This window comes from Pseudonocardia sp. T1-2H, from assembly GCF_038039215.1.
GTDB lineage: Bacteria > Actinomycetota > Actinomycetes > Mycobacteriales > Pseudonocardiaceae > Pseudonocardia.
In genome coordinates, this window is sequence record NZ_JBBPCL010000001.1 from 2,127,653 (window position 1) to 2,149,457 (window position 21,805).

At 73.3% G+C, this 21,805-nt stretch carries 18 protein-coding genes and 2 pseudogenes; 6 read left to right on the forward strand and 14 right to left on the reverse strand.

Annotation, left to right across the window (positions count from 1 at the left end):
* Window positions 1-17: 17 nt before the first annotated feature.
* A pseudogene (locus WBK50_RS10615) lies at window positions 18-691 on the forward strand (mycothiol-dependent nitroreductase Rv2466c family protein).
* A gap of 39 nt (window positions 692-730) precedes the next feature.
* Here WBK50_RS10615 and WBK50_RS10620 read toward each other — a convergent pair.
* The 11 genes from WBK50_RS10620 to WBK50_RS10670 all read right to left on the reverse strand — a co-directional run bounded on the left by WBK50_RS10620 (window position 731) and on the right by WBK50_RS10670 (window position 13,591).
* The gene (locus tag WBK50_RS10620) at window positions 731-1,516 is read right to left on the reverse strand and encodes an enoyl-CoA hydratase/isomerase family protein (RefSeq protein ID WP_341335430.1); all 786 of its coding nucleotides are present in this window, start codon (window positions 1,514-1,516) and stop codon (window positions 731-733) included.
* A complete protein-coding gene (locus WBK50_RS10625) occupies window positions 1,513-2,604 on the reverse strand; it encodes an acyl-CoA dehydrogenase family protein (RefSeq protein ID WP_341335431.1) in 1,092 nt (363 codons plus the stop codon). The genes WBK50_RS10620 and WBK50_RS10625 overlap by 4 nt, the downstream gene beginning before the upstream one ends.
* Window positions 2,601-3,740 (reverse strand): acyl-CoA dehydrogenase family protein, encoded by a 1,140-nt coding sequence (locus tag WBK50_RS10630; RefSeq protein ID WP_341335432.1) that lies wholly within the window; start codon window positions 3,738-3,740, stop codon window positions 2,601-2,603. The genes WBK50_RS10625 and WBK50_RS10630 overlap by 4 nt, the downstream gene beginning before the upstream one ends.
* Window positions 3,737-5,023 (reverse strand): CaiB/BaiF CoA transferase family protein, encoded by a 1,287-nt coding sequence (locus tag WBK50_RS10635; RefSeq protein WP_341335433.1) that lies wholly within the window; start codon window positions 5,021-5,023, stop codon window positions 3,737-3,739. Before WBK50_RS10635 ends, WBK50_RS10630 begins: the two co-directional genes overlap by 4 nt.
* On the reverse strand, window positions 5,020-6,114 hold the full coding sequence (locus tag WBK50_RS10640) for an ABC transporter ATP-binding protein (protein WP_341335434.1): 1,095 nt from the start codon (window positions 6,112-6,114) through the stop codon (window positions 5,020-5,022). The genes WBK50_RS10635 and WBK50_RS10640 overlap by 4 nt, the downstream gene beginning before the upstream one ends.
* Complete coding sequence (locus WBK50_RS10645) at window positions 6,111-7,115, reverse strand: ABC transporter ATP-binding protein (RefSeq protein WP_341335435.1); 1,005 nt, start codon at window positions 7,113-7,115, stop codon at window positions 6,111-6,113. Before WBK50_RS10645 ends, WBK50_RS10640 begins: the two co-directional genes overlap by 4 nt.
* Window positions 7,112-8,011 carry an ABC transporter permease gene (locus tag WBK50_RS10650; RefSeq protein WP_341335436.1) on the reverse strand — a complete coding sequence of 300 codons (900 nt, stop codon included), beginning with the start codon at window positions 8,009-8,011 and terminating at the stop codon, window positions 7,112-7,114. Before WBK50_RS10650 ends, WBK50_RS10645 begins: the two co-directional genes overlap by 4 nt.
* Window positions 8,008-8,952: an ABC transporter permease gene (locus WBK50_RS10655; RefSeq protein ID WP_341335437.1), complete on the reverse strand. Its 945-nt coding sequence runs from the start codon at window positions 8,950-8,952 to the stop codon at window positions 8,008-8,010. The genes WBK50_RS10650 and WBK50_RS10655 overlap by 4 nt, the downstream gene beginning before the upstream one ends.
* Before the next feature lie 52 nt (window positions 8,953-9,004).
* Window positions 9,005-10,594, reverse strand: coding sequence for an ABC transporter substrate-binding protein (locus WBK50_RS10660; protein ID WP_341335438.1), 1,590 nt, complete (start codon window positions 10,592-10,594; stop codon window positions 9,005-9,007).
* An 83-nt stretch (window positions 10,595-10,677) separates the two neighbouring features.
* Window positions 10,678-11,415 (reverse strand): enoyl-CoA hydratase/isomerase family protein, encoded by a 738-nt coding sequence (locus WBK50_RS10665; protein WP_341335439.1) that lies wholly within the window; start codon window positions 11,413-11,415, stop codon window positions 10,678-10,680.
* A 55-nt stretch (window positions 11,416-11,470) separates the two neighbouring features.
* Window positions 11,471-13,591: an acetate--CoA ligase family protein gene (locus WBK50_RS10670; RefSeq protein WP_341335440.1), complete on the reverse strand. Its 2,121-nt coding sequence runs from the start codon at window positions 13,589-13,591 to the stop codon at window positions 11,471-11,473.
* A gap of 216 nt (window positions 13,592-13,807) precedes the next feature.
* On the opposite strand from WBK50_RS10670, the gene WBK50_RS10675 reads away from it, so the two are divergent.
* Entirely contained in the window at window positions 13,808-14,497 is a 690-nt protein-coding gene (locus WBK50_RS10675) for a TetR/AcrR family transcriptional regulator (RefSeq protein ID WP_341335441.1), read from the forward strand.
* A gap of 22 nt (window positions 14,498-14,519) precedes the next feature.
* Here WBK50_RS10675 and WBK50_RS10680 read toward each other — a convergent pair whose 3' ends face one another.
* The 3 genes and pseudogenes from WBK50_RS10680 to WBK50_RS10685 form a co-directional block, all read right to left on the reverse strand.
* A complete protein-coding gene (locus tag WBK50_RS10680; protein ID WP_341335442.1) occupies window positions 14,520-14,954 on the reverse strand; it encodes a GntR family transcriptional regulator in 435 nt (144 codons plus the stop codon).
* Between the two features lie 62 nt (window positions 14,955-15,016).
* Window positions 15,017-15,298, reverse strand: a pseudogene (locus WBK50_RS35050) (GntR family transcriptional regulator); the annotation flags it as partial.
* Between the two features lie 83 nt (window positions 15,299-15,381).
* Complete coding sequence (locus WBK50_RS10685) at window positions 15,382-16,833, reverse strand: hypothetical protein (protein ID WP_341335443.1); 1,452 nt, start codon at window positions 16,831-16,833, stop codon at window positions 15,382-15,384.
* A gap of 474 nt (window positions 16,834-17,307) precedes the next feature.
* Here WBK50_RS10685 and WBK50_RS10690 point away from each other — a divergent pair, with 474 nt between their 5' ends.
* Genes WBK50_RS10690 through WBK50_RS10705 form a run of 4 tightly spaced genes read left to right on the forward strand, consistent with a single transcriptional unit; the run spans window position 17,308 to window position 21,780 of the window.
* Window positions 17,308-17,946 carry an isochorismatase family protein gene (locus WBK50_RS10690; protein ID WP_341335444.1) on the forward strand — a complete coding sequence of 213 codons (639 nt, stop codon included), beginning with the start codon at window positions 17,308-17,310 and terminating at the stop codon, window positions 17,944-17,946.
* Window positions 17,943-19,826 carry a PEP-utilizing enzyme gene (locus WBK50_RS10695; protein ID WP_341335445.1) on the forward strand — a complete coding sequence of 628 codons (1,884 nt, stop codon included), beginning with the start codon at window positions 17,943-17,945 and terminating at the stop codon, window positions 19,824-19,826. The genes WBK50_RS10690 and WBK50_RS10695 overlap by 4 nt, the downstream gene beginning before the upstream one ends.
* Window positions 19,823-20,923, forward strand: coding sequence for a PEP/pyruvate-binding domain-containing protein (locus WBK50_RS10700; RefSeq protein WP_341335446.1), 1,101 nt, complete (start codon window positions 19,823-19,825; stop codon window positions 20,921-20,923). Before WBK50_RS10695 ends, WBK50_RS10700 begins: the two co-directional genes overlap by 4 nt.
* Entirely contained in the window at window positions 20,920-21,780 is an 861-nt protein-coding gene (locus WBK50_RS10705; protein WP_341335447.1) for an FAD binding domain-containing protein, read from the forward strand. Before WBK50_RS10700 ends, WBK50_RS10705 begins: the two co-directional genes overlap by 4 nt.
* Window positions 21,781-21,805 lie beyond the last annotated feature (25 nt).

Sequence of the window (21,805 nt, forward strand, 5' to 3'; positions counted from 1 at the left end):
TCTGCCCGTTCGCCTGGATGACCAGCAAGTGGGTCCGGCAGGTGGTGGCGGCCCGGGACTACACGGTGGAGTGGCGGTTCATCTCCCTCCGCCTGCTCAACTCCCACATCGACTACGACGCTCACTTCCCACCGGAGTACGAGGCCGGCCACACGGCCGGCCTGCGCATGCTGCGGGTCGCGGCGAAGGCCCGCGCCGAGCTCGGCCCGACGCGGTCGACCGCTTGCAGGCCTCGTTCGGTGAGCACTTCTTCGAAGTCCCTCCGCCGCCGGACGCACAGGAGCGGGCCCGCCCGGACGGCTCCCCGGAACACGTCGTCCGGGTGCTGGAGGACGCGGGGTTGCCGGTCTCCTTGGCCGAGGCGCTCGACGACCCGTCGTGGGACGCGGTGATCCAGGCCGAGACCGACGAGGCGCTCGCACTCACCGGCCGTGACGTCGGCACGCCGATCCTGCACGTCGACCCTCCGCACGGCGTCGCGTTCTTCGGGCCGGTCATCAGCCGCCGGCCCTCCGACGAGGAGGCCGTGGAGCTGTGGGACCACGTGCTCGGGCTCGCCCGTTTCGGTGGCTTCGCCGAGCTCAAGCGCAGCCTGCGGGAGCGGCTGCAGCTGCCGGCGTTCGGCGTCTCGTCCGACGCGGCGGGGAGGGAGGAGGACTGGCACCAGGGCAGCCGCCGGCTCAAGCACTGAGCCGAACAGCCGCGCGGCGGCCCGGGTGGTGGGATCGGGTCAGCGCGCCTTCCAGACCGGCGCCCGTTTCTCGACGAACGCCGCCACGCCCTCCACCCGGTCCTCGCTGGTGTACGGGTCCGGCCCGACGCCGAGGCGCAGCGCCGAGGACAGCGGCAGCTCCCCGCCCCTCCCGATCGCGGCCTTGTACCGGCGCACGGTCAGCGGGGCGTTGCCGGCGATCCGGCGGGCCAGTGCGTCGGCCTCGGCCGCCAGTTCGGCGCCCGGCACCACGCGGTTGACCAGGCCCCAGCGCTCCGCGTCGGCGGCACCGATGTCGTCTCCCGTGTAGAGCAGCTCGTAGGCGATCCCGCGGGGCACGATCCGGGAGAGCAGGTGCACCCCGAAGTTCGCCCCCATGCCGCGCTTGGCCTCGGGCAGGCCGATCCGGGCGTGGTCGGCGGCTATCCGGATGTCGCAGGCCAGCGCGAGCTCACAGCCGCCGCCCATCGCCCAGCCGTTGATCGCGGCGATCGTGGGCTTGCCGCACTCGAGCACCGTCTCGAACACGTTGCGGGAGAAGCCGGCCATCGGGCGCAGGCCCGGACCGGGTCCGGTGTCGTTCTCCCGCACCTCCTTCAGGTCGACGCCCGCGGAGAACGCCTTCCGCCCGGCGCCGGTGAGGACGACCGCCCAGACGTCGTCGTCGGCGTCGAACCGGTCGAAGGCGCGCACGAGGTCGGCCTGCAGCCCGGTCGAGAGGGCGTTGAGCCGCTCGGGGCGGTCGAGGGTCACCGTGGCGACGCGGTCGGCGAGCGCCACGACGAGGCCGTGTTCGGTCCTCACGCGACGGCCCCCCGCGCGATCGCCGGCCAGAGTGCGTCGGCGCCGGCGTCGGCCAGGACCGCGCCGAGCCGGGTGCTCCAGAGCCGTTCGCCGCCGTACTCCTCGCGCCAGGACCAGAGCCGGCGGGTGAGCTGGCCGAGCTCGTACTCCCGGGTCATGCCCATCGCGCCCGTCGCCTGGTGCGCCGAGGCGGCGACGAGCCCGGCCGCCTCGGAGGCGACGGTCTTCGCGGCCGCGACGTCGAGGAACGCCGGCCCGCTCGCGGTGCCCGCGTTCGCCGCGGCCACCCGGGCCGCCATCCGGACGGCCTCGGTCTGCTCGGCCAGCTTGACCAGGTGCGCCGCGACGGCCTGGAACCGCGCCACCGGACGGCCGAACTGCCGCCGCTCGTTGGTGTAGGCCACGGTGAGGTCCAGGACACGGCCGGCGGCGCCGGCGATCAGTGCCGCGCGGGACAGCGCGCCGCGGAGCAGGAGCGCGTCGTGGTCCACGCCCGCGGGTGCCGGGCCGACGGCGTCGACCGCCACGCCGTCCAGGTGGACGGTGTCGCGGGGCTCCCCGGCCAGGTTGACCCCGGACTCGATGCGGGCCGTCGCCGGGTCGAGGGAGATCACCTGCAGACCGTCGGGGGAGTCGGCGAGCAGGACGACCCGGCTCGCCTCGCGGGCCCACGGCACGCGCGCGGCGCGGCCGGACACGGCCCAGCCGGAGCTGGTCCGCTGCACGGTGACCGTCGCGGGCGCGTCGACGGACCGGGCGGTCGGCGCCGTCGTCGCCGGCCCCGCCGGGACGTCCAGGCCGGCCGACGCCGACAGCCAACCCGCCAGCAGCCCGGTCTCGGCCACCGGCAGCGGCGCGGCGTACCGCCCGACCTGTTCCAGTACCGCGCAGGCCTCGGCGACGGTCCCGCCGACCCCGCCGCGCTCCTCGGGCACGGAGATCCACGGGAACCCGCCCTCGGCGAGCCCCGCCCAGAGGTCCGGTGCCCAGCCCGTCCGCTCGGCGGCCGCGACGGTCTCCTGGGTGCAGCGGTCGCGCAGCAGCTCGCCGACCGCCTCCGCCACGAGCTCGGCGTCGCCGCGGCTCATCGCCGGGCCCCCGTGAGCCCCTTGGCCGCGATGCTCCGCAGCACCTCGGTCGTCCCGCCGCGAAGCGTGAACGCCGGTGCCGTCTGCACCGCCTCGGCCAGCAGACGTTCGAACATCCCCGCCCCGCCCGGGTCGATCTCCTGACCGGCGACGTGCCGCAGCACCTCCACCACCTCCTGCTCGTAGAGCGTCCCGATGTCCTTGACCAGCGCCGCCTCCACCGCGGGCGCCGCACCGCGCTCCAGCGACCGGGCGACGGCCAGGGAGAGCTGCCGGATCGTCCAGAGCTTCGCCGACGCCCGGCCGACCGCGGCGCGCCGCACGTCGTCGAAGGAGTCCCCGAACTCTGCGACGAACGCCTTGAGCAGCCCGAAGACCGACAGGTAGCGGTCGGGTCCGGAGCGCTCGTAGGCCAGCTCCGAGGTGACCTGGTGCCAGCCTGCGCCGACCTCGCCCAGCACCCGGTCGTCGGGGACGAAGACGTCGTCGAAGACCACCTCGTTGAAGTGGTGGCCGCCGTCGAGGTAGTGGATCGGGGAGACCTTCAGCCCCGGTGCGTGCAGGTCGACGATCAGCTGCGACAGCCCCTGGTGCCGGTCCTCCGCGGGGGAGGTGCGGCACAGCACCACGAAGAAGTGGTTGAGGTGCGCGGCGCTGGTCCAGATCTTGGTGCCGTTGACCAGCCAGCCGCCGTCGACCTTCGTGGCGGCGGTGCGCACCGACGCGAGGTCCGAACCGGCGTCGGGCTCGCTCATCCCCAGGGAGAACCAGCACTCCCCGGCGGCGATGCGCGGCAGGAACCACTCGCGCTGCTCCTGCGTGCCGAACGCCAGCAGCGTCGGCGCGGTCTGCCGCTCGGCCACCCAGTGCGCCAGGATCGGCGCCCCCGCGGCCAGCAGCTCCTCGACCACGACGAACCGTTCGACGGGCGTCGCGCCGCCACCGCCGTAGCGGGTCGGGATCGCCATCCCGACCCAGCCGCGGGCGGCGAGCCTGCGGGAGAACTCCGGGTCGTGCCGGCCGCCGAGACCCAGGCCCGGGCGGAAGTCCGGCGGGAGCTCGGCGGCGAGGAACTCCCGGACCTCGTGGCGGAGCCGTTCCTCGGCGGGGGTGAGCTCGGTGGGGGCGAAGATCATGCGCTGCTCCTCGTGCGGTCGGTGACAGCGGTCGGGCCCGGGACGGCGGGCACGGCGGCGCCGGAGCGCACCAGCCCGTCGACCTCGGCGGCGGTGAGGCCGAGCTCGCGGAGCACGGCGGTGGTGTGGGCGGCGAACGCCGGGGACGGGCGGGCCGGTCCGGACGGGGTGTCGCCGAAGCGGATCGGGGTGCCGAGGGCGCGGTAGCGGCCGAGCGCCGGATGGTCGACGTCGGCGACGAGCCCCTCGGCCTCGACGTGCGGGTCGGCGAGCACCTCGTCGAGGGTCCGGACCTCTGCACACGGCACTGCGACGGCGCGTAGGTCGGCGATCCACTCCGCGCTGGTCCGGGTCACGAGCAGCTTCGCCAGCCGCCGGCGCACGGCGTCGGGATCGCCACGCAGCTGCTCCACCGGCAGCCCCACCACCGCGGCCAGCCGCTCCTGCGTCGGCGGGCTCCCGGCGCCGACCGCGATCGCGCCGTCGGCGGTGCCGAAGACGCGGTAGTGCGCGGTGAGGGTCAGCTTGTCGGTCTGGTGTGCGGCCCGGGCGGCGTTGATCGTGCCTCCGCCGGCGCCCTGTCGGCGCAGTCGAGGGAGCTCCTCGGCGACGAACCCGGCCCGCCACCCGTCGACGGCGTCGACGTGGGAGAGCTGGTTGTTCTGCACGGTCATCGCGGCTCCGAGCAGCGAGACGTCGACCTGCTGCCCACGACCCGTACGGTCCCGCGCGAGCAGCGCCATCGACACCCCGGCGAGGAGGAGCAGCGACGCGGCGTAGTCCGCGACCTGCACCTCGCTGTGCCGGGGCACGCCGTCGTCCTCGGCGCCGAGGGCGGCGAGGAGCCCGGAGTGGGCCTGCAGCACGACGTCCATCCCGGGCAGCCCGGCGTCCGGGCCGACCGTCCCGTAGCCCGAGACCAGCCCGAGCACCAGCCGCGGATGCCGGCGCGAGAGCGTCGCCCAGTCGAGGCCGCGCCGGGCCACCGCGGCCGGGCTCATGTTCACCAGCACCACGTCGGCGATCCCGACGAGCCGGTCGACGACCTCGGCCGCGTCCGGGTGTCCGAGGTCGAGAGCCACCGACTCCTTGCCCCGGTTCTTGATCGCGAACTGCCGGCTCTCCAGCGGCGCGAGCTGCAGCGTGCGCCGGTAGGAGTCCCCGCCCGGTGGCTCGACCTTGATCACCCGGGCGCCGGCCTCGGCCATCAGCTGACCGCAGAACGGCACGGAGACGAACTGCCCGAACTCGACGACGGTGATCCCGGCGAGGGCGCCCGTCACGGTGCGTCCCGCACGACGGCGGGCACCACGTCCGGCGTCCCGTCCCGCTCGGCCCGCACGCCGGCCGCGTCGAGGGTCCTCCCCGCCAGCGTCGGCCCGCTGGTCTGCAGATGGCAGGCGACCCCGCCGCCGCCGTCGACCGGGGTCGTCGCCGGCGGGACCTCGCGGCAGACGTCCATCGCGTAGGGACAGCGGGTCGCGAACGCGCAGCCGGGCGGCGGGTCGGCCGGGTCGGGCAGGTCGCCGGAGAGCAGCATCCGCGTCCCGGTCCCGGCGCGCCGCGGGTGCGACGCCGGGATCGCCGAGAGCAGCGCCTGCGTGTACGGATGCGCGGGGGAGTCGTAGACGCGGTCGGTGGGCCCGGTCTCGACGACGTGCCCCAGGTACATGACCGCGACCTCGTGCGCGATGTGCCGCACGACGGCCAGGTCGTGCGCGATGAACAGGTACGACAGCTCGAACCGGGCGCGCAGGTCCTCCAGCAGATTGATCACCTGGTTCTGGGTGGACACGTCCAGCGCGGACACCGCCTCGTCGCAGACGACCAGGCTCGGGTTGAGCGCCACCGCCCGCGCGATCGCCACCCGCTGGCGCTGCCCGCCGGAGAACTCGCTGGGGTAGCGGTCGGCGTGCCCGGCCGGCAGCCCGACGACGTCGAGCAGTTCCTTGACCCGGCGCTCGGCGTCGCGCCGGGACAGGCCCTCGTGTTCGCGCAGCGGCTCGGCGATGCTGTCGCCGATCACCGCGCTCGGGTCGAGCGAGGAGTACGGGTCCTGGAACACCATCTGCATGTCCCGGCGGGCGTGGCGCAGGGCCCGGCCGCGCAAGGCGGTGAGGTCCCGGCCGTCGAGGCTGACCCGGCCGCTGCGCACCGGGACCAGCCGCAGTACCGCGCGGCCGAGCGTCGACTTGCCCGAGCCGGACTCGCCGACCAGCCCGACCGTGCGCCCACGGCCGACCTGCAGGCTGACGCCGTCGACCGCCCTGACGACGCGCCCACGGCCGCGTGGGCCGGGGGAGCCGAACGTGACGCGGAGGTCCTCGATCTCGAGCAGCGGGCCCGCCCCGGGGGTCGTTCCGGCGGTGTTCACCGTGCACCTCGCAGGGTCAGCTCGTCGTGGCGGTGGCAGCGGGACAGGTGTCCGGGGCGGGCGGGGACCAACGGCGGTGGCTCCCCGCACGCGTCGACCGCGTAGCCGCAGCGCGGCGCGAACCGGCACCCCTGCGGCATCCCCCAGGGCTCCGGCGTGCGCCCGGGGATCGACGAGAGCCGCTGCCCGCGCGAGCCCAGCTGCGGCATCGCGGCCAGCAGGCCCTCGGTGTACGGGTGGCGGGGATGGTCGAAGAGCTCGCCGACGTCGGTCTGCTCGACGACCTGCCCGGCGTACATGACGACGACCCGCTCGCACACCTCGGCGACGACGCCCAGGTCGTGCGTCACCAGCAGCACGGACATCCCGAGGTCCTGCTGCATCCGGGCCAGGAGCTCCAGCACCTGCGCCTGGATCGTCACGTCGAGCGCGGTCGTCGGCTCGTCCGCGATCAGCAGCCGCGGTTCGCAGCTCACCGCCATCGCGATCATGGCGCGCTGCCGCATGCCGCCGGAGAACTCGTGGGGGTACTCGTCCGCGCGGCGCCGGGCGTGCGGGATACCGACGAGGTCGAGCACCTCCACGGCACGGTCCCGGGCGGCCCGGCGTGAGACCCCGCGGTGCAGCCGGACGGCCTCGGCGATCTGGTCGCCGACCCGGAACGCCGGGTTGAGGCTGGTCATCGGCTCCTGGAAGACCATCGCCACCTCGTTGCCCCGCACCGACCGCAGCTCCCGCTCGGACAGCCCGAGCAGGTCCCGGCCGCCGAGGGTGACCGATCCGGACGCGACCCGGCCGACGCCGCGGGGCAGCAGACCGAGCACGGACAGCCCGGTGACGGTCTTCCCGGAGCCGGACTCACCGACCAGCCCGACGATCTCCCGCTCGCCGACCGAGAACGACGTGCCGGCCACGACCGTGGACCAACCGTGGTCGGTGGCGAACTCGACGCGCAGGTCGTCGACACCGAGCAGGGTCGTCGTGGCGGTGGGGATGCTCATGACTCCGCCTTCCGGGTCCGGCGGCCGAGCGCGTCGCGCAGCCCGTCGCCGATGAGGTTGAACGCGAGCGTCGCCAGCGCGATCGCGACGCCGGGCCAGAACACGAGCAGCGGCGTCGAGCGGATCTCCTTGAACCCGCTGCCCAGCATCACCCCCCAGCTCGCGGTGGGCGGGATGACGCCGAGGCCGAGCAGGCTCAGCGCCGCCTCCGCCAGCAGCGCGGCGGCGAGCATCACCGAGACCTGCACCAGCACCGGTGACGCCACGTTGGGCAGCACGCGGCGCGGGATGATCTTCCAGGCGGGGGTGCCGATGCTGATCGACGCCTCGACGTAGGTCTCCGCGCGGACCTGGAGCGTCGCGGCGCGGGCCACGCGGAAGAGCCGCGGCGCGTAGACGATCCCGAGCGCGATCATGGCGTTCTGCAGGCCCGGCCCCATCGCGGCGATGATCGCGATGGCCAGGATGATCGCCGGGAACGTCATGAGGACGTCGCCGATCCGGCCGAGGATCCAGTCGGGCTTCCCGCCGACGTACCCGGCGAGCAGGCCGAGCGGTACCCCGATCACCGTGGCGATCGCGACGGCGGTCGCGGCCGCCAGCAGCGAGACCCGGCCGGCGTACAGCAGCCGGCTGAGCGTGTCCCGCCCCAGCGAGTCGGTGCCGAGCCAGTGGTCCGGAGTGGACAGCGACAGCCGGCGCGGGACGTCGATGGCCTCGGGGGAGTAGGGCGCGATCAGGGGGGCCGCGAGGGACGCGGCCACGAGCAGCGCGAGGACGACCAGCGCGACGAACGCGGGCCGGTTGTCCCGGAAGCGGCGCCAGAACCCGGGCCGGGTCGGCGCGAACGGCGCGGGGGCGGCGGGGACTGCAGTGGTGTCGGCCGTGGTGGTCATGACTGCCGGATCCTCGGGTTGAAGTAGCCGTAGGACAGGTCGACGAGCAGGTTGATCAGCAGCACCAGGGCCGCGACGACGAGCAGCACGCCCTGGACCATCGGGAAGTCCCGGGCGAACACCGAGGTGTAGGCGAGGCTGCCGAGCCCGGGCAGCGCGAACAGCTGCTCGATGACGACGGTGCCGCCGATCAGCCGGCTGGCCTCGAGCCCGAACGCGGTCACCACGGGGACGGCGGCGTTCTTCAGGGCGTGCTTGCCGACCACCCTGGCCGGTGGCAGCCCCTTCGCCGTCGCCGTGCGCACGTAGTCCTCGCGCAGCACCCCGGTCATCCCCGCCCGGGTCTGCCGGGCGATCACCGCGGCCGGGGCCAGCCCGAGCGCGGTGGCCGGGAGGAACAGGTGGAGGAACCAGTGCAGCGGGTTCTCGTGCAGCGGGGTGTACCCGACGGCCGGGAAGAGCGTCAGGTCGATCGCGAACAGCAGCACCAGGATCATGCCGACCCAGAAGTACGGGACGGCCACGCCGAGGCTCGCGGCGAACGTCGCGACCCGGTCGACCCAGGTGCCCGGCCGCATCGCCGCCAGCACGCCGACGGCCACCCCGAGGACGAGCGCGACGGCCAGGCTGAGCAGCGCGAGCGACAGGGTCGCGGGCAGCCGGGCGAACACCGCCCCCGCGACGGACTGGCTGGAGAACAGCGACTGGCCGAGGTCGCCGTGCAGCACCCCGGTGAACCAGTGCCAGAACTGCACGAGGAACGGGTCGTTCAGGCCGAGGCGTTCGCGGACCGCCGCGATCTGCTCCGGGTCCGGGTTCTCCCCGGCGAGGGAGACCGCCGGGTCCCCGGGAACGAGCACGATCAGGCTGAAGACGCAGAAGCTGACGGCGACCAGCATCGGGATCGTGAAGGCCAGCCGCCGGACCAGTAGGCCGAGCATGGGACTACCTCCTCGTCGAGGTGTCGAGCCGGGATGGGTGGGCGTGCCGGGGTCACGGGTTGATCGCCACGCCACGAAGCTGGCGGGACGCGTCGGCGTAGATCTCGACCCCGCCGACCTTCGGGTTCAGCACGAACGGCGTGGTCAGGTTGCACAGCGGGATGTGCGGGGCCTGGACCTCGGCCACGCGGTCGAAGAGCTTCGTGAACTCCGGCGCGCGGTCCGCCGGTGTCGCCCCCCGCGCGGCGGCCTCGTCGGCGCGGATGATCTCCGGGTCGGTGAACCCGCCGGGGTTGTTGAAGCCGTCGGGCCGGTAGTACTCGGCGGTGAGCACGCTCGGGTCCGACTCGGCCTTCTGCTCGAACAGGATCGCATCGACGTTCTTGGCGACGGAGAAGTCCTCGGCCAGCTTGTTGATGTCCACCGGGGTGATCGACATGGTGATGCCGACCTCGGCGAAGTTGGCCTGCATGACCTGTGCGATCTGCTGGTAGACGTCGAGGTTGATGACCTCCATGTCGAAGGAGAAGCCGTCGGGGAGGCCCGCCTCGGCGAGCAGCCGTCTCGCCCGTTCCGGATCGTGCTCCGGCGGCGTCACGTTCTTGGACGAGGCGTAGTAGAAGTCCGGGAACATCTGGCCGGCCGGCTGGCACAGGCCGCTGACCAGCAGGCTGATCGACCTCCGGTCGATCGCGACGTTCATCGCCTGCCGGACCTTCTCGTTGCCGAACTCGGAGCGCGCGGTGTTCAGGTTGAGCGTGTAGCTCGACAGCGACGGCTGCTGGCAGATCGTCAGCCCGGACTCCTGTGCCGGGCGGAGCATGCTGGCCCGCAGGAACGTCAGGTCCGCGGCGCCGGTGGTCACGGCGTTGAGCCGCGCGTTGTCGTCGCCCGAGATCAGGTAGGTCATCTTCGCGACGCGCGCACCCGCGGGGTCCCAGTAGCCGGGGACGCGGGTGTACTCGACGCGGTCGCCGGGCACGTAGCGGCTCATCGCGTACGGGCCGGAGCCGCCGGTGGGCGCGATGTCCTCGCCGGGTCGGTCGAACGCGGCCGGGCTCATCATCATCCCGGCCGAGCCGCCGAGGATCGTGATCAGCGGCCCCGCCGAGGAGTCGGTGACCAGCCGGACCGTCCGCGCGTCGAGGACCTGGACGTCGGTCAGCGAGGCGAGGCGGTTGGCGTTGAAGGAGCCCTCGAGGTCCCGGTGGCGCAGCAGGTTCGCGCGGACGGACCCCGCGTCGAAGGGGACGCCGTCGTGGTAGTGCCAGCCGCCGATCAGCCGCATGTCGACGGCGCGACCGTCGGGGGAGAGCCTCCAGGACTCGGCGAGCATCGGCTCGGCCTCACCCGCGGCGTTGACGTGCACCAGGCTGTCGTAGACCGGGTACAGGTACATCTGGCTGTTGTTGGTGGTGATCTTGTCCGGGTCGAAGCTGGTGTTGTCGACCGTGTAGATCCAGGTCAGCTCGGCGTTCGGGTCGGCGCCCCGGGAGACCGGCGGGCAGTCGACGGGGCCGGTGTCGGCCTGCGGGATCGCGCCCGTCCCCGCCCCGCAGGCGGTGGCGACGACCAGTAGCAACGGCAGCAGCAGCACCGCGACGCGGCGCGGGGCCGGTGAGCGGGTGGGGGACGTGCGCACGGGGACCTCCCTGTCCTGCGTGGCACCCTCGACGGGCGCGCGACGTCGGGAGAACGGCGTCGTGCACCCCCCGCGGGTCCGGGTCAGCGCGAGTTGCGGCGGCGCTGGGACCACATCTGCGTGGCCCGCTCGAACTCGACGGCCGCGTCCCACCCGATCCCGGGCGGGCCCAGCTCGGTGCGGAAGGACCGGACGGCCTCGCGGGCCAGCGCCGGGTCCTTGGCCGGCTCGGCCGCCAGCCGGTGCGCGGTGTCCTCGACCTCGGCGTCGGGGACCGCCGCCCAGGCCAGGCCGATCTCGGCGGCGCGGCGGCCGTCGACCTCCTGGCTGAACAGGCCCATCGCCGCGGTGGCCTCGCGGCCGGCGGTGCGGCCGGCGATGGTGAAGAACCCGCCACCGGGGTGCAGCCCGATCCGCAGGAAGCCGGCGAGGATCCGGGCGTTCTCCGCCACCACCCGCAGGTCCGTGGCGAACATCAGGTTGATCCCGGCGCCGACGGCGGCCCCGCGGACCGCGGCGATCGTCGGCACGGCCAGCTGCCCGACCCGCACGAACGCCTTGTAGACCGCGCCGGTGTCGCGGAACGCGGTGTCCTCGGCCTGGTCCGCACCCGGGTTCCAGGTTCGCCGGTCGGCGCCCGAGCAGAACGTGCCGCCCGCGCCGCGGACGACGGCGGCGCCGATCGCGGGGTCCGCGTCGATCTCCTCGCAGGCGGCGACGAGCTCACGGCCCATCTGCGGGGTCAGCCCGTTCTTCACCTCCGGCGAGTCGACGGTCAGGGTCGCGACCCCGTCGGCTTTCTCCAGGACGATCGAGCCCATCTGGTGCTCCTCCTCGGTGCGGGTGGTGCGGGTGGTGCCGGTGGTGGCCGTTCCCCTACGAGCGGGTCGTGACCAGGACGTCGACCGCGACCGCGCCGGCTCCGGCCGGGCCCACGATCAGCGGGTTGATCTCCAGCTCGGCCAGCTCGGGCCAGTGCGCGACGGCCCGGCCGACCTTTACGAGCGCGTCGACGGCGGCGTCGACGTCGAGTGCGGGGGCGCCGCGGTGCCCGGCGAGCAACGGCCAGGACCGCAGCGCGCGCAGCATCGCCAGCGCGGCGTCGCGGCTCACGGGGGCGAGCGCCGTCGCGAGGTCGCGGTGCACCTCGGTGCCGGTGCCGCCGAGCCCGACGGTGAGGACCGGGGGCCAGCCGTCGCTGCCGCCGCTCGCGCCGACCAGCAGCTCCAGCCCGGCCGGGACGGCCCGCTGGACCAGCACGCCCTCCAGTTCCGGGACGGTGGCGGCGAGCTCGGCGAACACCGACGCCGCCCGCTCGGCAGGCACGCCGAGCCGGACCCCGCCGACGTCCGTCTTGTGCTCGAGCCCGGGCGCGACGACCTTCATGACCACGGTGCCGCCCAGCGCCCGCGCGGCCTCCTCGGCCTCGAAGGCGGTGCGCACCAGGCGCCCCTCCGGGACGGCCACGCCGATCGCGTCGAGCAGCGCCCAGCCGGACCGGCCGGCCGGCAGTCCGCCACCGGGGAGGTCGGCGGGGAGGTCGACGGGCGGGGGCGGGCCGGGATCCGGCTGTGGCTCCGGGGCGAGGGCGCCCGCCACGCGGGCGGCGACCGCGATCGAGGAGAACACCGGGATCCCCGCGGCGCCGAGCACCGCACGGGCCCCGGTGGTCTGGTCCTGGCCGGCCAGCCACACCACCGCGCAGGGCACGGCGCTGCCGGCCATCGCGGCGGCGAGGTCCTCGGCGAGGTCGACGGCGGCGTCGCCGGTGACCATCGTGAGCAGCACCAGCAGCGCGTCGACCGACGGGTCCGCGCAGACGATCGAGCAGACCTCGCCGAACGCCCGCTCGTCCCGGTTGAACAGCTGGGCGGTGACGTCCACCGGGTTGGCCAGCGCGCCGAAGGCCGGCACGAGACGGGAGAGCTCGTCCTGGGTCTCGGGTGCGAGCTCGGGCAGGGTGAGCCCGTGACCCTCGCAGCGGTCGGCCGCGAGGATGCCCGCGCCGCCCGAGGTGCTCACCGCGGCGATCCGCCGCCCCGCCGGCCGGGGCTGCGCCCGGAGCACGGTGGCGACGGCGAGCAGCTCCTCGACGTCGTCGACGAGGACCACGCCGTAGCGCCGGGAGACGAGGGTGAACGCGGTGTCGTCACCGAGCATCGCGCCGGTGTGCGAGACGGCCGCCCGCCGGCCTGCGGCCGACCGGCCGGAACGCAGCACCACCAGCGCGGTCCCGGACTCCGCCGCCTCGGCGGCGAGCCGGGCGTAGGCCGCCCCGTCGCGGATGGACTCGGCGTAGACGGTGAGGACGGAGATCTCCGGGTCCCGGACGAGATGGGCACCGATCTCGGCGAGGTCGACGTCGGCCTGGTTGCCGGTGCTCACCCAGGCGGTGAGGTCGAGGCCGCGCTCGGCGGCGATGTCGAGCACCGAGCCGCCGACGGCCCCGCTCTGCCCCACGTAGGCGATGCCGCAGCTGCCCTCGAGCGGACGCTCGGCGGCGGCGGTGAACGTGGCGAACAACCGGGCGGGGCTGTAGACGATGCCCTGGCAGTTGGGCCCGAGCACCCGGACGCCGGTCTCGCGTCCGGCCGCGACGAGACGTTCCTGCAGGGCGGCGCCGTCCGGCCCGACCTCGGCGAAACCGGACGCGAACACGACGATCGCCGCCGCGCCGACGGCCCCGGCCTGGTGCACCGCGTCGACGGCGTGCGCGGCCGGGACCAGGGCGAGCACGAGGTCGACCGGGCCGGGCACCTCGGTGAGCGCGGGGTAGCAGCGCAGCCCGGCGAGCTCGTCGTACTTCGGGTTGACGGGGTAGACCTCGCCGGCGAACCCGCGGTCGGCGAGCCAGCGCAGGGGCCGGGCCATGGGGCTCTCCGGGCGGCCGGTGGCGCCGAGCACGGCGACGGCACGGGGCCGGAAGACACGGCCCCAGTCGGTGGGGCCTGCGGGGCCCGTCCGCGCCGGCCTGATCGCGCTGAGCGTGTCCGTCACTGCCTGGACCTCCTCGTCCGCGGGCACAGCGAGGCACCCGGCAGCGGGGGTGTCCCCACGGCCGGGCGGCGCTGTCGTGGCTGCTCGGAAGCACTGTGGGCGGTTTCGACGACCACTGTGTCCGGACGTCACCGTAAGTCGACATCGATATCGACTACAAGTCTTTCGGGTGACGATTTCGTATGCGATCCTCACCGCGAACCGGAGGAGGACCAGGTGGTCGAGCAGACGTCCCGCCCTGCGCACAGCGGCGTGGGCAGCCGGCGTCGGGCGAGCATCGGCGCTACCCCGAGCACGGCCCGGGGGAGGCGCACGCGGGCGCAGCTGCTCGACGCCGCGCGCGTCGTCTTCGAGCGCGACGGGTTCCTCGACGCCCGCGTGGCCGACATCGCCGCCGTCGCCGGTATCGCGCACGGCAGCTTCTACACCTACTTCGACTCCAAGGCCGCGGTGTTCCGCACGCTGGTCAACGAGGTGATGGAGACCGGGCTCTACGCGCCCGGCCGGCCCGCGTCCCCGCGCACCGACGGCAGGGTCCCGACCGTGGCCGAGGCGTGGCGGCGGATCGAGGAGGGCAACCGCCGCTACCTCGAGCTGTTCCAGCGCGACCGGAAGCTGCTGGCCCTGTTCGAGCAGGTGGCGTCGTTCGACGAGGAGCTTCGCCGTTACCGCCTGGAGCTGCGGCAGCGCTCGGTCACCCGGGCCGCGGACGGTATCCGCCGGCTGCAGGGGTGGGGGCTCGCCGACGCGGAGCTCGACGCGGAGCTCGCCTCGCACGCGCTGAACTCGATGGTCACCCAGTACGTCTACTTCTGGCTGGTCATGGGCCAGGACCTGGACGAGGGGGCGTCGGTCGCGACGCTGACCCGGCTGTGGGCGCGGTCGATCGGGCTCCCGCCGCCGTAGCCCGCAGGCGGGGGCGTCGGTCTCAGGGGACGACGGCGTGCTCGGACTCGCTGAAGTGCTTGAGCGCGAACCTGCTCGACGACTCCACGTGCTCGCGCATGAGCCGCTCGGCCAACGGCGCGTCCTGCTCGCGGAGGGCGTCGAGGATCCCGCGGTGCTGCTCGACGGCGATCGCCGATCGCTCGGCGGGGTAGGCGTAGTTCGAGCGATAGCTGACGGTGAAGGCCAGCACCTGGCCCATGATCGTCTGCAGGAGCCGGCTGCCGGTCGCGTCGCTGATCAGCTTGTGGAAGGCCAGGTCGGCGAGGGCCTGCTCGACCGCCGTGCCCGAGCCCCCGACCCGCTCGAGCTTGGCCTGGGCGTCCACCAGCGCGTCGAGGTCCTCGCGGGTGCGCGTCCGGGCCGCCTCCCGCGCCGCGTACGACTCGAGGACACCCCGCAACGAGTAGATCTGCACGATGTCGTGCGAGGTGATGGTCCGGACGGTGGCGCCCCGGTTCGGGGTGGCTCGACCAGGCCCTCGCTCTGCAACGTGAAGAGCGCCTCCCGGACGGGGGTGCGGCTCACGCCCAGGTTCTCGGCGAGCAGACGTTCGGGCAGCGGCTCCCCGGGCCTGAGGTTCCCCGAGAAGATCTCCGTCCGCAGCACACGGGCCACGCCCTCGCTCGTGCGCTGGGACAGGGGAACGGCGTTGCGTCCCAGAGGCTGCATGACCGGGCTCCATCCTGCGCGCTGCGCGGGGTGCTCGCTGGCTCCTTCCCACACCTGCGGATCACCGCAGCGGAGACTTGGCTGGTGCATGATACGGAGTCCGTGTGGCGCCGCGCTTGTCGCCCGGTTCCCGTGGCACCGGCGCTCGTCGCGTCAGGTGCCACGGGAACCCTCTAGGGCGACGTGGTGCTTCGGACGGCTGCCTCCCCGATCCCGGTCGGACCGGCGGAGCCGGGCACCGTCGGGCCGAGGTCCGCCACAGCGGCGACGGCCGGACCGGACACCTCCAGGTCGTCGGAGGAGTTCCGGACGCCCCAGCGCGCCACGTCGAGCCCGGCGATCTCGTCGGCCGGGTCCGCGCGGAGCCCGCCGAACCTCTCGAAGATCAGGCACATCAGGAGGGCCGGGACGCCCGCGACCAGCATCGTCGCGACGACCCCGGCGAGCTGCCACCACGGGGTGATCTGCCCGACGCCCACCGCATACGGGCCGTCGAGACCGATGTAGCCGCCCGTCGGGGTCCCCCACTTCAGGAAGCCGGTCAGGATCGCGCCGACCACACCCGGGCCGAGGGCGAGCGGGACGACCTTCGGGTCGTCGATGCCGAGCCGGCGCAGGAGCATCGCGGTGCCCAGGCCCACGAGCGGGCCGAGCGCGCCGACCAGCAGGCACTGCCAGGCGGTGCCGATGTCCAGCAACGTGCCGGTGACGACCACGCCGGAGATCGGCCCGAGGAACGCCCAGGTGGGCTCCCGGCGTCGATGGGCGAGGAGGAGGCCGACGACGGCTCCGCCGAGGATCGCCGCGAAGAGGTTGATGATGACGACGCCGATCCCGCTCTCGGTGAAGGAGATCCCGAAGAACCCGACGTCCGGCACGATGAACCCGCTGCCGATGGTGACGAAGGGCAGCGCCAGGAGGATCAGCAGCATCCCGATGCCGACGAAGGACAGGTTCTGCGACGCGGGCCGCGCGCCGCTCGGGTGCTCGCGGAACGCGCCGAGCCGGGGCCCGACCCGCCAGGCGAGGACGAGCACGAAGGTCCCGGCGGTGATGTAGAGCGGGAAGACACCGTCGAAGTCGTGCGTGCCGCGCAGGGTCAGCGGCGACAGCGAACCCCAGCAGAGGTAGCCGACCAGGGGCGAGAGCACGGCGCCGATCACGAAGGACATGACGTAGAGCGGGACCGGCTTGATGCGCTCCACGACACCGGTGTGGATCAGGGCGACCGTCGCCATCGTGAACGTCACGAAGAAGACGAGGAAGATCTGCAGCACGTCCGCCTCGGGCAGAGCCGCGGGATCGATGTGCCGTGACGCCGTCGAGGTGAAGGCGCCGCCCAGCCACCAGTCCTGGACCGCCTGCCAGAAGGGCCGGGGCAGACCGAAGGCCTGGTTGAACTGCCACTGCCAGATCGGGTAGCCGATGACGAGGGTGCCGAGGCCGCCGACCATGGCGGCCCCGATCTTCTGCAGGGTCGTGTCCAGGACGTTGCGGCGCCGGACCAGTCCGACGTCGATGAACACGAGTCCGACGACGACGAGGAGGACGGCGATCGCCCCCACGGTGTAGACGAAGGCGGCCAGAATCCAGTTGGTGGATGCCTGCTCGGGGAAGTGCGGCATGGAGCGTCTCCAGTGGAGGAGTGCCGGGTGCTGCGGACCCGCAGCGGGGAGAGAACCGAGATCCACCCGTCGACCGGGTGGCGAGGGGTGGAGGCGACCCGTGTGAGTGAACCGGGCCGATTGACGCGAGAACGTATACCGGTATGCAATTTCTGACAAGGCCCTTGCTGCTGCCTCTTGACCTGCGGTGATGCCTCGCGTAACGGAGCTGTTTCGGCGTGTGTCCGGATCGTTTACTTCGCCGTGGGGGCTTCCGTTCCGGCCCGGCCGTAGTGCAAGCTGCCCTTCGTTCGCCGCGCACTTCCGGGTCGCCCCTAGTTGGTATACATGTATGCCGTTGCCTGCCGGGTCGTCGCCGCGAGCGGCACGACATGATCGCGAGAGGAGCACACTGTGGACCACGAGCCCTCGACAGCCCGTGTGTACGACCGCGCCGGGTTCGGTCGCCCGGTGCCGCGGGGCTCTCGCCCAGCCGTGGTGGTGGTCGACTTCAGCCACGGCTTCACCGACCCGTCCTACCCGACGGGCGCGGACATGACCGCAGCCGTCCTCGCGACCGCGCGGATGCTCGAGGCCGCCCGTGCGGCGGGCGCGCCGGTCGTGTTCACCACGATCGCGTACGACCCCGCGCAGACCGCCGGGCTCACATGGCTGCGCAAGGCCACCGGTATGGCGGCGCTGACCTCCGGGAGCCGGCTGGTCGAGATCGACGACCGCCTGGACCGCAGGCCTGAGGAACACCTCGTGGTCAAGACCGGGGCGTCGGCGTTCTTCGGCACCGCGCTGGCCACCTACCTCACCTCGCTGCGCGTCGACACCGTCGTCGTGGCCGGCGCGACGACGAGCGGATGCGTTCGCGCGACGGTGGTCGACGCGGTCCAGTACGGCTTCCCTACCCTCGTGCCGCGAGACTGTGTCGCGGACCGGGCGCCCGGGCCCCACGCCGCCAACCTGTTCGACATCGACGAGAAGTACGGCGACGTCGTCGACCTCGCCGACGTCCTCGGCTACCTCGCCGAGACCGGAGCCGCGCCCGCCGAGGCCACCGCTCTCCCCGGCACCGATCCCGGACGGCCGACCACCACCCACCCGAAGTCAGAGGTCCCCGCATGACGCTCACGAGCCCCGACTCCTCGTCCGCGCCGATCGAGCCCGCCCAGGCGGTGCCCGGGAAGCGGTTCGCCAGCCCGTTCGCGGTGACGACGCCGCCCGGCGCCGAGGGCTGGGAGAGCATGTACCCGTACTACGCGCTGCTGAGCAAGGAGCGCGCGGAGTTCGAGGACGGCAAGTTCTGGTTCTTCGACGGCATGCACAACCCGGAACCGCTGTACCCGTTCGACACGATCATGACCGAGAACTGGTGGGTCGCCGTCAGCCAGATGTCGACCCGGGTCTGGCCGATCCCGCTGGCCGGCGGCATCGACCACCGGATCATCAACGGGTACCTCTACATCAGCCCGAACGCGGTGACCGATCCCGACGCGATCGCCGCGCGCGCCGAGGACTTCGCGGTGCGGGCCGGCCACTACTACGAGAACTGGGACGAGATCTACGAGCAGTGGGTGGCCAAGGCGACCGACTGCATCGAGCGGCTGAAGGAGATCCGCTTCGCGCCGCTCCCGGACAAGGAGCCGGAGTCCGCGGTCTTCTCCCATCGGGGCCTGTACTCGAGCTACGACCTGCTCACGAAGTACAGCGAGCTGATCCACAACATGTTCGAGATGGGCTCGTACCACTTCGAGATGCTCAACCTCGGCTACGGCGCCTACCTGACCTTCCGCGAGTTCTGCCAGGCGGCCTTCCCGGGGATCACCGACCAGACCATCGCCAGCATGGTGTCGGGCATCGACATCATGCTGTTCCGGCCCGACGACGAGGTCCGCGCCCTCGCCAGGCTGGCCGTCGAGCTCGGGCTGACCGAGCAGGTGCTCGGCAACGAGGACCCCGCGGCCGCGATCGCGGCGATCGCCGCCCAGCCGGCGGGAGGCGCCTGGGTCGAGGCCTTCGAGAAGGCCAAGGACCCGTGGTTCTGGTTCTCCACCGGCGCCGGGTACCAGCACAGCGACCGCGCGTGGATCGACGACCTGCGGCTGCCCTTCACCGCCCTGCGCGGCTACGTCAAGAACCTGCTCGACGGCCAGGACATCGCCCGGCCGCTCGAGGCCATCCTCGCCGAGCGGGTCCGGGTCACCGACGAGTACCGGACCTACCTGCCGACCGACGCGGACCGGGAGTCCTTCGACGGACTCGTCGCCCTCGCGCGCCAGGTCTTCCCGTTCGTCGAGAACCACAACTTCTACGTCGAGCACTGGCACCACTCGATGTTCTGGTCGAAGGTGCGCGAGCTCGGGGACGTGTTCGTCGCGCACGGTTTCCTCGACGACCGCGAGGACATCTTCTACCTGCACCGCAACGAGATCTACTCGGCGCTCTACGACCTCAACATCGGGTGGGCGACCGGCACGGAGGCGCGCGGCGTCACGTACTGGCGGCCGGAGGTCGAGCGGCGGCGCCGCATCCGGGACGTGCTCAAGGCGAACCCGCCGCAGCCGGCGCTCGGCGTGCCGCCGGAGTACATCACCGAGCCGCTGACGGTGATGCTGTGGGGCATCAACCAGGAGTCGGTCCAGGAATGGCTCGGCTCGGAGGGCAAGGACCCGAACCAGCTCAACGGCGTGGCCGCCTCCGCCGGCAAGGCCACCGGTCGGGCCCGCGTGATCCTGGACCCCGAGCAGCTCCACGAGGTGGAGGACGGCGACATCCTGGTCTGCCGCATCACCGCGCCGAGCTGGGCGCCGGTCTTCTCCCGGCTCGGGGCCGCCGTGTCCGACGTCGGCGGGATCATGGCGCACACCGCGATCGTGTGCCGCGAGTACGGGCTGCCGGCCGTCGTCGGCACGGGCTTCGCGACGACGACCATCAAGACCGGACAGCTCATCGAGGTCGACGGCAGCAACGGCGTCGTCCGCGTGCTCGAGGACGTGAACTCATGACCACCACCGAAACCCCCTTCGTCCTGCGGATCGACGATCCCGCCGCCGTCGGCAGCCCGCTGCTCGGCGGCAAGTTCGGCAGCCTGGCCGAGATGACCGCGGCCGGCTTCGCCGTGCCTCCCGGATTCGGCATCACCACGACGGCCTACCGGCACTTCCTGGAGGAGTCGGGGCTCGCCGACGCCGCCCGCACCGTGCGGGCCGAGGCCCGCGGCGCGGACCTCGCCCGGATCCAGGAGCTGAGTTCCGCCTTCACCGCGGAGATCGAGGCCGCGGCGATGCCGCCGGCCCTCGAGGAGGCGATCCGCGGCTCCTACGCGGAGCTCGCGGAGCGGAGCGGAAGCGGGAGCGCGGGCCTGGCCGTCGCCGTGCGGTCGAGCGGCGAGTCCGAGGACCTCGCCGGGGCCAGCTTCGCCGGGCAGTACGACACGTTCCTGTGGATCCGCGGGGCCGACGACGTGCTCACCCACGTCCGCCGGTGCTGGGCGGGCATGTTCGGCCCGGCGGTGCTGACCTACCGGCCGGAGGCCACCGCGGACGCCGTGCTCGCCGACCACGGAATCTGTGTCGGCGTGCAGCAGATGGTGGAGGCGCGTTCCGCCGGCGTGATGTTCACCCTCGACCCGGTCACCGGGGACCGTTCCAAGGTCGTCATCGAGGGCTGCTGGGGGCTCGGCGAGGGAGTGGTCGGCGGCGGCGTGACGCCGAGCCGCTTCGTCGCGGACAAGGTGACCTTCGAGATCGTGCGCCGCGAGCTGACCCCGCAGGAGTCCGCCTACGGGGTCGACCCCGCCACCGGGGCGGTCGGGCTCGTGCCCGTGGTCGAGGAGCGGCGCACGGCACCCTGCCTGACCGACCAGGAGATCGACACGCTGGTCAAGCTGGCGAAGCGGATCGAGCAGCACCGCGGCGCCCCGCAGGACATCGAGTGGGCGGTGTCCGAGGCGGGCGACGTGCACGTCCTGCAGGTGCGGCCGGAGACGGTCTGGGCGCACCGGCGGGCCGAGCAGCTCGTGGCGCAGCCGAAGTCGGCGGTCGGGCACGTGCTGGCGCGGTTCTCCGGCATGGGTGTCACCTCGGGGAACCGGAAGTCGTGAAGCCCGCCCGCTTCGCCTACCACCGGCCGACCACCGTCGCCGACGCGGTCGCGCACCTGCGCGACCACGCCGGCGGGGCCCGGGTGCTCGCCGGCGGACAGAGCCTGGTGCCCATGCTGAACATGCGGCTGTGGCGTCCGGATGCACTGATCGACATCAACGAGATCGACGAGCTCGACGACATCCGCGTCGACGGGGAGCGCACCGAGATCGGTGCCCTGGTCCGCTACTCCACTGTGGAGCGCTCGGCCGTCGTGGCCGAGCGGCTGCCGCTGCTCAGCCGGATCGTGACCCACATCGGGGACCGCCAGGTCCGCAACCGGGGCACGGTCGGCGGGTCCCTGGTGCAGGGCGACCCGACGGGCGAGATGCCCCTGGCCTGCCTCGTGCTCGGGGCGACCGTGGTCGCGGTGGGGCCGGGGGGCGTGCGGCGGATCCCCGTGGGCGAGCTCTACGAGGGCTCCTACGCGACGGTGCTCCAGCCGGACGAGCTGGTCGTCGCGGTCGAGTTCCCGGGCCGTCCGCAGCACTTCGCCTTCCGGCAGTACTGCCGCAAGCACAACGACTTCGCCGTCGTCAGCGTGGTCGCCACGGGCGACCGGGACGACGACGGCACCTGGCGGAACGTCCGCATCGCCCTCGGCGGGGTGGCGGACAGCCCGGTGCTCGCCACCGCGGCGGCGGCCGCGCTCGAGGGCACGCCGCTGGACGACGCAGACCTGGACGCGGCCGCCGCGGCCGCGTCGGACGTCATCGACCCGCCGTCCGACGTGCGCGCCTCCGCGGCCTACCGGCGCCACCTGACGCCGGTCTACCTCCGCCGCGTGCTGACCGACCTGCGGGCGTCCCGCCCGTGACACGACGTGCCCGCGGGAGAAGTCC